At 64.5% G+C, this 12095-nt stretch carries 9 protein-coding genes; 8 read left to right on the top strand and 1 reads right to left on the bottom strand.

What is annotated here, in order from left to right; translation table 11 throughout:
* Positions 1-154: 154 nt before the first annotated feature.
* The gene (locus tag ABQ039_RS00480; protein ID WP_024940473.1) at positions 155-1357 is read left to right on the top strand and encodes an amino acid aminotransferase; all 1203 of its coding nucleotides are present in this window, start codon (positions 155-157) and stop codon (positions 1355-1357) included.
* A 265-nt stretch (positions 1358-1622) separates the two neighbouring features.
* The gene (locus ABQ039_RS00475; protein WP_024940474.1) at positions 1623-2639 is read left to right on the top strand and encodes a class 1 fructose-bisphosphatase; all 1017 of its coding nucleotides are present in this window, start codon (positions 1623-1625) and stop codon (positions 2637-2639) included.
* 144 nt (positions 2640-2783) lie between these two features.
* On the opposite strand, the gene ABQ039_RS00470 is transcribed toward ABQ039_RS00475, so the two are convergent.
* Positions 2784-3425, bottom strand: a complete 642-nt coding sequence (locus ABQ039_RS00470) for a TetR/AcrR family transcriptional regulator (protein WP_102255274.1) — start codon at positions 3423-3425, stop codon at positions 2784-2786.
* Positions 3426-3603: 178 nt separating this feature from the next.
* Between ABQ039_RS00470 and ABQ039_RS00465 the strand changes: the two genes are divergently transcribed.
* The 6 genes from ABQ039_RS00465 (at position 3604) to ABQ039_RS00440 (ending at position 11950) form a co-directional block, all read left to right on the top strand.
* Entirely contained in the window at positions 3604-4518 is a 915-nt protein-coding gene (locus ABQ039_RS00465) for an NmrA family NAD(P)-binding protein (RefSeq protein WP_184609685.1), read from the top strand.
* A 1-nt stretch (position 4519) separates the two neighbouring features.
* Positions 4520-5674: an epoxide hydrolase gene (locus tag ABQ039_RS00460; protein ID WP_349778280.1), complete on the top strand. Its 1155-nt coding sequence runs from the start codon at positions 4520-4522 to the stop codon at positions 5672-5674.
* 195 nt (positions 5675-5869) lie between these two features.
* The gene (locus tag ABQ039_RS00455) at positions 5870-7498 is read left to right on the top strand and encodes a TldD/PmbA family protein (protein ID WP_349778281.1); all 1629 of its coding nucleotides are present in this window, start codon (positions 5870-5872) and stop codon (positions 7496-7498) included.
* 653 nt (positions 7499-8151) lie between these two features.
* Complete coding sequence (locus ABQ039_RS00450; protein ID WP_024940479.1) at positions 8152-9786, top strand: TldD/PmbA family protein; 1635 nt, start codon at positions 8152-8154, stop codon at positions 9784-9786.
* 14 nt (positions 9787-9800) lie between these two features.
* On the top strand, positions 9801-11135 hold the full coding sequence (locus ABQ039_RS00445; protein ID WP_039517956.1) for a TldD/PmbA family protein: 1335 nt from the start codon (positions 9801-9803) through the stop codon (positions 11133-11135).
* Positions 11132-11950, top strand: a complete 819-nt coding sequence (locus ABQ039_RS00440) for a DUF4159 domain-containing protein (RefSeq protein WP_046345246.1) — start codon at positions 11132-11134, stop codon at positions 11948-11950. The genes ABQ039_RS00445 and ABQ039_RS00440 overlap by 4 nt, the downstream gene beginning before the upstream one ends.
* Positions 11951-12095 lie beyond the last annotated feature (145 nt).

Raw genomic sequence — 12095 nt, 5'->3', positions numbered from 1 at the left:
CGTAGTGTCCCTCATCCGTACTGTGGCCGCATCGTTGCGTACGGAACGAAGCATGCTACGCCGGCCATGGGCTGCTACGATGAAGTGGTTTGGCCCAGCCGCGGCCGAGCATCCCGGAAGTCCCTCACTCTTTCGTCCTTCAGCGAGTCATGCCGTGTCCTTCTTTGCAAACGTGGAACAGGTTCCAGGCGACCCCATCCTGGGCCTGACCGAGGCCTACAACGCCGACAGCCGCCCCAACAAGGTCAACCTGGGCGTGGGCATCTATTACGACGAAAACGGGCGCATCCCGCTGTTGCGCGCCGTGCACAAGATCGAGCAGCAGCTCGCGCTGGACGCCAAACCGCGCGGCTACCTGCCCATCGACGGCCTGGCCGCCTACGACAAGGCCACCCAGGAGCTGCTGTTCGGCGCCGAGTCGGCGCTGGTGGCCTCCGGCCGCGTGGCGACCTCGCAGACCGTCGGCGGCAGCGGCGCCTTGCGCGTGGGCGCGGACCTGCTCAAGAAGCTGCTGCCCACCTCCACCATCGCCATCAGCAACCCGAGCTGGGAAAACCATCGCGCAGTGTTCGGCGCGGCCGGCTTCGAGGTCGTGGACTACACCTATTTCGATGCCGCCAGCCATGGGCTGAACTTCGACGGCATGCTCGCCGATCTGGCAAAACTCGAACCGGGCACCGTGGTACTGCTGCACGCCTGCTGCCACAACCCGACCGGCGCGGACCTGAGCAAGGAGCAGTGGAAGCAGGTTGCCGGGCTGTTGAAGGAACGCAACCTGTTCCCGTTCGTCGACATCGCCTACCAGGGCTTCGACAAGGGCATCGAGGCCGATGCCTACGCGGTGCGCCTGCTCGCTGCCGAAGGCATCGACAGCTACGTGGTCGCCAGCTCGTACTCCAAGTCGTTCTCGCTGTATGGCGAGCGCGTGGGCGCGCTGTCGGTGGTCTCGGCCACTGCGGCCGAAGCCAAGGCCGTGCAGTCGCAGGTCAAGCGCATCATCCGCACGATCTACTCCAGCCCGTCCACGCACGGCGCCGCCCTGGTGGCCGGCGTGCTGACCAGCCCGGAGCTGCGCGATCTGTGGGAGCAGGAGCTGACCGAGATGCGCGAGCGCATCCACGCGCTGCGCGCGGGCCTGGTGGCCAAGCTGGACACATTGGGCGCGCCGGAGTTTGCGTTCATCCAGCGCCAGGCCGGCATGTTCTCGTACTCGGGCCTGACCAGGACCCAGGTGGACCGCCTGCGCGAGGAATTCGCGATCTACGCCGTCGGCACCGGCCGTATCTGCGTGGCCGCGCTGAGCCAGCGCAACCTGGACTACGTGGCACAGGCCGTGGCCACCGTCAGCCGGATGTAAGCGAGCGCATCGCGATCGGCCACCGCGGCCGACGCCTGCAAACCGGGAGCGCGCCAGCCTCCCGGTTTTTTTATGCGTGTTCGCCGCCCTACGCGTGTGCAGAGCTGCGCCAAGACCGCGTGGTACATGTCGGCAACCCCAGTCTTGGGCACCACATTCGCGCATGTTCGATCAGGTTTGCTGCAAAACGCGCATCCAGTGATCGAAATCTAACGGCGCAATGGCGACAATGGCGGACCACTTCCTACACAGGCTGCCCGCTCCCATGTCGCGTCCCTCGCTGACCCGCTTCCTGATCGAAGAGCAACACGCCGGCCGTATCGACCCGGAATTGCGCCAGCTGATCACCATCGTCTCGCGCGCCTGCAAGCGCATTTCCATCGCCGTGAGCAAGGGCGCCCTGGGCGGCGTGCTCGGCGATGCCGGCACCGGCAACGTGCAGGGCGAGGCGCAGAAGAAGCTCGACGTGCTCAGCAACGACATCCTGCTCGAAGCCAACGCCTGGGGCGGCCACCTGGCCGCGTGCGCGTCGGAAGAAATGGATCACAGCCAGCCGGTGCCCGATCAGTATCCCAGCGGCGATTTCCTGCTGCTGTTCGATCCGCTGGACGGCAGCTCCAACATCGACGTCAACGTCTCGGTGGGCACCATCTTCTCGGTGCTGCGCGCGCCCAAGGGCACCGAAAAGCCCGGCGACGAGCACTTCCTGCAGCCGGGCACCCAGCAGGTTGCCGCCGGTTACTGCATCTACGGCCCCAGCACGATGCTGGTGCTCACGCTCGGCCACGGGACCCATGCCTTCACCCTGGAGCGCGAGGAAGGCAGCTTCCTGCTGACCCAGGCCAACATGCGCGTGCCCGAAGACACCGCCGAATACGCCATCAACATGTCCAACCAGCGCCACTGGGAACCGGCCATGCAGTCCTATGTCAGCGACCTGCTGGCCGGCAAGGACGGCACCCGCGGCAAGGATTTCAACATGCGCTGGATCGCCAGCATGGTCGCCGACGTGCACCGCATCCTCACCCGCGGCGGCATCTTCATCTACCCCTGGGACAAGAAGGACGCGTCCAAGCCGGGCAAGCTGCGCCTGATGTACGAAGCCAACCCGATGAGCATGCTGGTGGAACAGGCCGGCGGCGCAGCCACCACCGGGCGCGAGCGCATCCTGGACCTCCAGCCGACGCAGCTGCATCAGCGCGTGCCGGTGTTCTTGGGGTCGAAGAACGAAGTGAATGAGGCCACGCGCTATCACCTTGAGTTTGATAACGCACAAGGCTGATATTTCAGCTCTTTTTATCGGCCCTACGGGCGCGGCATCCGAGACTTGATTCCGGATGCCGGTTCCATGGAGCCCCATCGCCATGCGTGGGGACTGTCGCGTCGTTCCGCTGCGTTGTTCAAGAATTCCTGCAACTCAGGGGCGTCACTGCGCACTTCCGGTCTGCAGCTGGCCAGCATCCTTGAGAAGTGCAAGCGCCCACTCCACACGGGCCGATGCGGTGGCGACCAGGTCGTCCGGGTGTTCGCCCAGCAGCGCGCGCAGTTGATGCGGGGCAAAGACAAGGTCGACGAAGTGGCTTGCCAACGCAGACGGATTGGCCGGTTGATCCGGGCCGTCCAGGATCGTCATCTGCACGCGTCGTAGCCCGCCTTCCCAACCGATGCGGTTGACTTCAGCGGCAAGCGCTGGCGCGCGAATGGAGGTGCCGACGACCAGGCGCATCATGGCCACCGTCTGGGGCTGTAATGCATGCGCAAGTATCCCTTGTCCTGCGTGTCTCAGGCGCCCCTCCAGATCCATGGGGACGCTGGCTGCGGCAGGCAGCGGCTGGGTGTCGACATCGCGACGGACCACCGCCTCAAAGATGGCGTCTTTGTTGGCGTAGCGCGCGTAAAGGCTTGCCTTGCCCGCGCCTGCCAGCCGCGCGATGTCCTCGCACGAGGTGTGCTCGAACCCGCGCTCCAGGAAGAGTTGCAGTGCCGCATCGAGTAAGCGCCGTTCGACATCGCCCGCCTTATCGAGTGGCGGCCGTCCGCCTTTTGATTTTTGCTTGACCGCTTTCATGCACGAAAACTTACACGCCGCTTGCATTGCCATCAACTGAACGTTATCGTTCAGTTATTCGCTGCGTGGTCTGCCAAGCCGGCGAATGGCCTGGGTGCTGCGTGACAGACAGCCTGCATCTTCCGTTTCAGTTCCCGTTGCCGTCGTTGGCGCAAAAGACCCAAGCGAGAGGCAAGTCATGACGTCAGATGTGAGATCCCCAATCGTTGTTGCAGGCGCCACCGGCGACCTGGGTTGCCGCATCGCCTTTGCCCTGCAGGACCAGGGCGCCGCGGTGGTTGCGCTTGTTCGGCAAGGCGCAGGCAAGGACCGTATTGCGGCCCTGCAACGCAGGAACATCACGATCCACTACGTCGAGATGGAAGACGCCAACTCGTTGCGTGAAGCGGTCGGGAATGCGGCATGTGTCGTTTCCGCGCTCAACGGTCTGGACGACGTCATGCTGGGTCAACAGGGAAAGCTGTTGCATGCAGCGGTCAGCGCCGGCGTGCCTCGCTTCATCCCGTCTGATTTCTCGCTGGACTATACGAAGACACGGCCGGGCGACAATCGAAACCTGGATTTGCGGCGCCGGTTCAGAGACCAGCTGGATGCCGCGCCGATCGCGGCCACCTCGGTTCTGTGCGGTGGTTTTCTGGAGCTTCTCGAGGGCAGTGCGCGCCTCGTGGTGCCGGGCCGTCGTGTGATGCATTTTGGCGACGCCAACCAGCAGCTCGATTTCACCGCCAAAGACGACGTTGCCAGCTACACGGCGGCGGCCGCACTGGATCCCACGGCCTCACGGGACCTGCGCATTGCCGGCAACAGCATTTCGCCCAACGACATCGCGCAACTGCTCACCCAACTCACCGGGCAGCGCTATCGCACGCTCAGGCCCGGCGGGCTCGGGACGATGTCGGCAATCATCAGTGCGGTGCGTGCACTCACGCCCGCAAGCGATGACCCCTTCCCTCCCTGGCAGGGCATGCAATATCTGCGCGACATGATGAGCGGGCGCGGCAAACTGGTCCCACTGGATAACGATCGCTACGGTGCGCGCGCCTGGCAAACAGCCCGCCAGACACTGGCCAATACGTACGTACGGGAGTCTTGAGATGCGCGATGGCATTGCAGCATTCCACATCCAGGTTGCACAGGCGGAGCTGGATGACCTCGCACACCGGCTTAGGCAAACGCGGTGGCCGAGCAAGGAAACCGTGGAGGACCACAGCCAGGGCCCGCAGAGCGAGCGCATCCGGCGCCTGGTGGACCGCTGGCAGTCTGGCTACGACTGGCGTGCGACCGAGCGGTTATTGAACGACTGGAACAGCAGTCGCACCACGATCGATGGACTGGAGATCCAGTTCCTGCATGTCCGCTCGCCGGAGCCAGACGCGCTTCCGTTGCTGCTGACGCACGGGTGGCCGGGATCGGTGCTCGAATTCCGCGAGGTGATCGGCCCCTTGAGCGACCCGGTGGCCCATGGCGGGCAGGCGTCGGACGCGTTTCATCTCATCATCCCATCCCTGCCTGGCTTTGGTTTCTCTGCAAAGCCAACCGCCCGTGGCTGGGGCGTCGGGCGCACGGCTGCCGCATGGGTCGAACTGATGCGCCGTCTGGGTTATGGCGAGCGTTGGGCCGCGCAGGGCGGCGATTGGGGCAGTGCGATCACCACCGCGCTTGGATTCATGCAGCCACCCGGCTTGCGGGGTCTCCATCTGAACATGGTGATGTTCGAACCCAGCACGCAGGACATCGCCGAAGCCACACCGGCCGAGCAGAAGATGCTGGAAGACGCCCAGCGCTACTACGCGGAATTTTCCGGCTACATGAAGCTGCAAAGCACACGGCCGCAGTCGGTGGGCTTCAGTTTGGCTGACTCCCCGGTGGGCCTGGCTGCATGGATCTATGCACTCTTTCAAGACGTCTCACAAAGCGACGGCGAGCCGGAGAACGTGTTCGCCTTGGACCACCTCATCGATGACATCATGCTGTACTGGCTCCCGAACGCAGGGCCCAGCTCTGCACGCCTGTATTGGGAAGCCGCGCATGAGGCGATGGCGGAGATGCCTTCGCATCCAATGCCCACACCCACCGGCATCAGCATGTTTCCCGGCGAGCAGGTGCGCATTTCCCGGCGCTGGGCAGAGCGACGCTTTGCCGACCTCCGCTTTTTCGGCGAAGCGGAGCGGGGCGGACATTTTGCGGCAATGGAGAATCCGCCGGTGTTTGTCGATCATCTGCGAACGACCTTTCGGTCTCTGCGGTAACGGCGGCCGAGCCTGGCATGCCGGCACGGCCTTCGCGCCACGGCCCTGCCGACGCTGCCGATGTCTCCGCTTTGCAGCTGGAGTTGCCTGACGCCAGGCCGGCACTGCCCCCTTGACCGCCGTCGCCTGCACGGGCCAGTCTCGGGGGCTGGCGCGGCGGGGAGTCGTGCCGCTGGCCTTCAACGGAGAACCGCCGTGGACCGTCGTACCTTCCTCACCCTGTCCGGCATCGGTGCTGCCGGGCTGCTGCTGCCGAACACGCGCCTGATCGCGGCCGAGCAGTTGCTCACACCCAACGATGCCGCGCGCAGCCGTCGCTTGTCCGATACCGCGCTCAGCACCGCCAAGGCGGCTGGTGCCAGTTATTGCGATGTGCGCGTGGGCCGTTATCTGCGCCAGTTCGTGATCACCCGCGAGGCGCAGGTGGAGAACGTGGTCAACGCCGAATCCAGCGGCGTGGGTGTGCGCGTGCTGGCCGATGGCGCGTGGGGGTTTGCGGCCACCAACACGCTCACCAGCGATGGCGTCGCCACCGCCACGCGCCAGGCGGTGGCGATCGCCAAGGCCAACGCGCGGCTGGGCGGCTCGCCGGTGCAGCTGGCGCCAGTGACGCCGGCCGGACAGGTCAGCTGGAAGACGCCGATCAGGAAGAACGCAATGGAAGTGCCGCTGCAGGACAAGGTGGCGCTGCTGATGGACGTCAACGCGGCTGCGCTCAATGCCGGCGCCACGTTCGTGGCTTCGCGCCTGTTTGCGATCAACGAGCAGAAGTACTTCGCCAGCAGCGACGGCTCCTATATCGATCAGGATGTGCACCGGTTGTGGTTGCCGTTCACCGTCACCGCGGTAGACAAGGCCAGCGGCAAGTTCCGCACCCGCGACGGGCTGTCTTCGCCGATGGGCATGGGTTACGAATACCTGGACGGCGATGCCAGCCAGAAGCACCGGTTGCCTGGCGGACTCATCGGCTACGGCCACAGTTACGACGCGCGCGAAGATGCGATCGCCGCCGCCAAGCAGGCACGCGCCAAACTCACCGCACCGTCGGTGAAGGCCGGCAAGTACGATCTGGTGATCGACCCGAGCAACCTGTTCCTCACCATCCACGAGTCGGTGGGCCACCCGCTCGAACTCGATCGCGTGCTCGGCTACGAGGCCAATTACGCCGGCACCAGTTTCGCCACGCTGGACAAGCGCGATGCCGGTTTCCGCTGGGGCAGCGATGCGGTGACCTTCGTCGCCGACCGCATCCAGCCCGGCAGCCTGGGCGCAGTGGGGTACGACGATGAAGGCGTCAAGGGCAAGCAGTGGGAGCTGGTGAAGGACGGCATCCTGGTCGATTACCAATGCACGCGCGATCAGGCGCATCTGCTCGGCAAGACCGCATCCGATGGCTGCAGCTATGCCGACTCGTGGTCCAGCGTGCAGTTCCAGCGCATGCCCAACGTCTCGCTGGCGGCAGGCAAGACGCCGCTGGCTGTTGCCGACATGATCAAGAACGTCGAGCGCGGCTTGTACATCCACGGGCGTGGCTCGTATTCGATCGATCAGCAGCGCTACAACGCGCAGTTCGGCGGGCAGTTGTTCTACGAAATCGAGAACGGCCAGGTCACGCGTCTGGTGGAAGACGGCGCCTACCAGATCCGCACGCCGGAGTTCTGGAATGCCTGCAGCGCGGTCTGCGATCAACGCGATTTCCGCCTGGGCGGCTCGTTCTTCGATGGCAAGGGCCAACCCAGCCAGGTATCAGCGGTCTCGCACGGGTCGTCCACGGCGCGCTTCGATGGCATCAACGTGATCAACACCGCGCGCGCCTTGGGTTGAGAGAACCTGGTCGGTCGCGGGCGCGGTGCCCCAGGGATTGAGCTTGCGCACCAGCATTGAACAGCGCGCATCACGCACTGCTCTTACCGCTCTTCACTGTGCACACCGATCATCTCGACAGGTCCTTGCCCGCCCACCGTCGCGGGACCTTACGCGGCATGGATGCCGCGCAAGAGCCTACACGGACGTACTTGCGGCGTGCCCTGCGAGGGTGGGCGGGCAAGGGCCCTGCAACCAAACCTGGCGTTGGTAACTGATCGGATGCGCCGTCATCCAAACGCCGCGTCATGCCCTGCCTGTAACCACGCACACCGACCATCTCGACTGGTCCTTGCCCGCCCACCGTCGCGGGACCTTACGCGGCATGGATGCCGCGTAAGAGCCTACATGGACGTACTTGCGGCGTGTCCTGCGAGGGTGGGCGGGCAAGGGCCCTGCAACCAAGCTGCAGACCACACGCTTTCAGCCAGACCGCCGTGAAGCAAACACCGCCCCCGACGCTTCATGCGGGTACAGCGTTTGCGCACGGACCCCTGCCGAAAGTCATTTGACGCAGCGTTCATCGCCCGGCAAGAATCGGCGATACCGCACAGATAGCGATCTGTGCGTCACCACACTACCTGCGCGCCGCGCGGGATCATTGGGGAGTTGCCGTGCAGCGACGTGATTTCCTGGCCCTGACCGGGCTGACCATGGGCGGCCTGATCGTGCCCGCCTACTTCGGCAAGGCGATCGCCGCCGAGCAGTTGGTGACGCAGCTGGATGTGGGCCGCAAGAAGCGCCTGGCCGATGCCGGCCTCAACGCCGCGCGCCAGGCCGGTGCGAGCTATTGCGATGTGCGCATCGGCCGTTATCTGCGCCAGTTCGTCATCACCCGCGAGGACAAGGTGCAGAACGTGGTCAACACCGAATCCATCGGTGCGGGCGTGCGCGTCCTGGTGGCGGGCGCCTGGGGATTTGCCGCCACCAACGAGCTCACCGAACAGGGCGTGGCCAAGGCCGCCTCGCAGGCTGCCGCGATCGCCAAGGCCAATGCCAAGGTGCAGGGCACGCCGGTGCAGCTGGCGCCCACGCCGGGCGTGGGCGAGGTCAGCTGGAAGACGCCGATCAAGAAAAACGCGATGGAAGTGCCGATCAAGGACAAGGTGGACCTGCTGCTGGGCGTCAACGCTGCCGCCACCGCTGCCGGCGCCAACTTCGTCAATTCGATGCTGTTCGTGGTCAACGAGCAGAAGTACTTTGCCAGCACCGACGGCTCGTATATCGACCAGGACGTGCACCGCATCTGGGCGCCGCTGAGCGTGACCGCCATCGACAAGGCCAGCGGCAAGTTCCGCACCCGCGACGGCTTGTCCGCACCGATGGGCCTGGGCTACGAATATCTGGATGGCGCCGCCTCGGGCAAGTTCGTCTCGCCCAATGGCGTGGTGAATTACGGCCTGTCCTACGACATGAAGGAAGACGCGATTGCCGCGGCCAAGCAGGCGCAGGAAAAGCTCAAGGCGCCGTCGGTGAAGCCGGGCAAGTACGATCTGGTACTGGACCCCTCGCACACCTGGCTCACCATCCACGAGTCGGTCGGCCACCCGCTGGAATTGGATCGCGTGCTCGGCTACGAGGCCAATTTCGCCGGCACCAGTTTCGCCACGCTGGACAAGCTCAAGGCCGGTTTCCAGTACGGCAGCGACAAGGTGCACATCCTGGCCGACAAGACCCAGCCCGGCAGCCTGGGCGCGGTGGGCTACGACGATGAAGGCGTCAAGACCAAGCAGTGGGACCTGATCCGCGATGGCAAGCTGGTGGACTACCAGGCCATCCGCGACCAGGCGCATATCCTCGGCAAGACCGCCTCCGATGGGTGCTGCTACGCCGACTCGTGGTCGAGCGTGCAGTTCCAGCGCATGGCCAATGTGTCGCTGGCCGCCGGCAAGACACCGTTGAGCGTGAGCGATCTGATCAAGAACGTGGAAAACGGCATCTACATCATCGGCGACGGCTCGTTCTCCATCGACCAGCAGCGCTACAACGCGCAGTTCGGCGGCCAGCTGTTCTACGAGATCAAGAACGGCGCGATCACCCGCATGCTTGAGGACGTGGCCTACCAGATCCGCACGCCGGAATTCTGGAACGCCTGCAGTGCGGTCGCCGATCAACGCGACTACCGCCTGGGCGGCTCGTTCTTCGACGGCAAGGGCCAGCCGAGCCAGTCCTCGGCGGTCTCGCATGGCTCGTCCACCGCCCGTTTCGACGGCATCAACGTCATCAACACCGCCCGCTCGCTCGGCTGACAGGAGAAACCCACATGAGCATCCTTACCGAAGCGCAGGCCAAGGCCATCCTGGACAAGGTCATCAAGCTGTCCAAGGCCGACGAGTGCACCGCCACGCTCAGCGGCTCGATCGACGGCAATATCCGTTTCGCACTCAACAACGTGTCCACCAGCGGCATCGTCGACAACACCGACCTGCAGGTGCAGGTGGCGTTCGGCAAGCGCGTGGGCATCGCCACCATCAACGAGTTCGACGACGCCGCGCTGGAGCGCGTGGTGCGGCGTGCCGAAGACCTGGCGCGGCTGGCGCCTGAAAACCCGGAATTCATGCCGGCGGTGGACAAGCAGACCTACAAACCCAGCCCCACCTTCAGCGAATCCACCGCCGCCATCGACCCGGCGTTCCGCGCGCAGGTGGCCGCCGATTCGATCGCCCCGTGCAAGGGCAAGGGATTGATCGCGGCCGGCTTCCTGGAAGATGGCCAGAGCTTTACCGCGTTCGCCAACAGCAAGGGCAACTTCGGCTACCAGCGTGGCGCGCGTTTCGACTACACCTGCACCGTGCGTACCGAAGACGGTCGCGGCTCGGGTTGGGTGGGCCGCAACCTCAAGGATGCCGCCGACTTCAAGGCCGAGCAGGACATCCGCATCGCCATGCGCAAGGCCAGCGACTCGTCCGAAGCCAAGGCGCTGGAACCGGGCAAGTACACGGTGATCCTGGAGCCGGCAGCGGCGGCAGGCCTGATTTCTTTCATGATGCGCTACTTCGATGCGCGCATGGCCGACGAGGGCCGCAGCTTCCTGTCCAAGAAGGGCGGCGGCAACAAGCTGGGCGAACAGGTCTACGACCCGCGCGTGAACATCACCGCCGACCCGTGGGATGCGCGTGCCGCCGTGCTGCCTTGGGACGAGGAAGGCCTGCCGCGCGAGAAGATGCCGATCGTGGAGAACGGCAAGATCGCCAACCTGCAGTATTCGCGGTTCTGGGCGCAGAAGAACGGCAAGCGCGCGGTCGGCGAGCCGGGCAACCTGCTGATGGCCGGTGGCGACAAGAACATCGCCGAGCTGGTGCGCGGCACCGAGAAGGGCATCCTGGTCACGCGCACCTGGTACATCCGCATGGTCGACCCGCAGACCGTGCTGCTGACCGGGCTGACCCGCGACGGCACCTTCTACATCGAGAACGGGCAGATCAAGTACCCGGTGAAGAATTTCCGCTTCAACGAATCGCCGATCATCATGCTCAACAACATCGACGAGCTGGGCAGGCCGGTGCGCGTGGCCGGCGATGAATCCAGCTATGTGATGATGATTCCGCCGATGCGGCTGCGCGACTTTACGTTTACCTCGTTGTCGGACGCGGTGTGACTGAGAGCCGGGAATCGGGAGTGGGGAATCGGGAATGGGAGAGCGGAGCAAGCTCTTCGCGGCCCGATGGTTTTCCTGCACATCCCGTTCCCGGTCTACACGCCCTGGCGGCGCACGCGACGCGCCGTCATTTCCTTGGATTGCTGCTCGGTAGCGTCGCTGCGTTGGCGTTGCCGCGGCAGGCGCGGGCGGCGGGCAATTACGATTTCTGGTTTACCCGGCTGCGCTACGACTCGGGCGATTGGGATGTGGATGCGCGCATGCCGTCCAACCTGATCACCTCGTTGATCGACTACACCCAGCTGCGCGTGGATCCGCAGGAGCATGTGCTGGACCTGGCCGATCCGCGCATGCTGCAGGCGCCGTTCTGCTATCTGTCCGGGCACAAGCTGGTGGAGTTCAATCCCGCCGAGCGGCGCAACTTCGAGCGCTATGTCCGCAATGGCGGCTTCGTGTTCGTGGACGATTGCAACCACGATATCGACGGGCTGTTCGCCACCTCGTTCGAAGCGCAGATGACCTCCATCTTCGGCAAGAGCGCGCTGCAGAAATTGCCCAAAAACCACCGTCTCTACAGCGCATTCTTCAAATTCCCCGACGGCCCGCCGGCCACCAGTTTCGAACTCAATGGCTGGGGCGACGACCTGGTGCACGATTATCTCAGGGGCATCAGCATCGACGGCCGGCTCGGCGTGTTGTACAGCAACAAGGATTACGGCTGCGAATGGGATTACGACTGGCGCAACAAACGCTTCCTGGCCGAAGACAACACCAAGTTCGCAGTGAACATCGTGATGTATGCATTGACCAACTGAAATCGATCCGTAGGAGCGCGCTGGCGCGCGATGCCGTACCGGTAACACCGCCTCGCGCGCCAGCGCGCTCCTGCACACATCGCGTGAAATGTTTCGCAGGCACTGGCACGGCATCCACCGCCAACCACCGCCGTCGCACCCGCGA

Origin of the sequence: Xanthomonas sp. WHRI 6108 (assembly GCF_040202385.2) — a bacterium.
In the GTDB taxonomy this organism is placed as follows: Bacteria; Pseudomonadota; Gammaproteobacteria; order Xanthomonadales; family Xanthomonadaceae; genus Xanthomonas; species Xanthomonas arboricola.
The sequence above is the reverse complement of the archived record's forward strand: the minus strand, read 5'-3'. Positions and strand labels throughout refer to the sequence as shown.

Bases quoted from the DNA above. Each gene is read 5' to 3' on its own strand.
- ABQ039_RS00475 (WP_024940474.1), top strand. From the start codon at position 1,623: ATGTCGCGTCCCTCGCTGACCCGCTTCCTGATCGAAGAGCAACACGCC.
- ABQ039_RS00470 (WP_102255274.1), bottom strand. From the start codon at position 3,425: ATGAAAGCGGTCAAGCAAAAATCAAAAGGCGGACGGCCGCCACTCGAT.
- ABQ039_RS00465 (WP_184609685.1), top strand. From the start codon at position 3,604: ATGACGTCAGATGTGAGATCCCCAATCGTTGTTGCAGGCGCCACCGGC.
- ABQ039_RS00460 (WP_349778280.1), top strand. From the start codon at position 4,520: ATGCGCGATGGCATTGCAGCATTCCACATCCAGGTTGCACAGGCGGAG.
- ABQ039_RS00445 (WP_039517956.1), top strand. From the start codon at position 9,801: ATGAGCATCCTTACCGAAGCGCAGGCCAAGGCCATCCTGGACAAGGTC.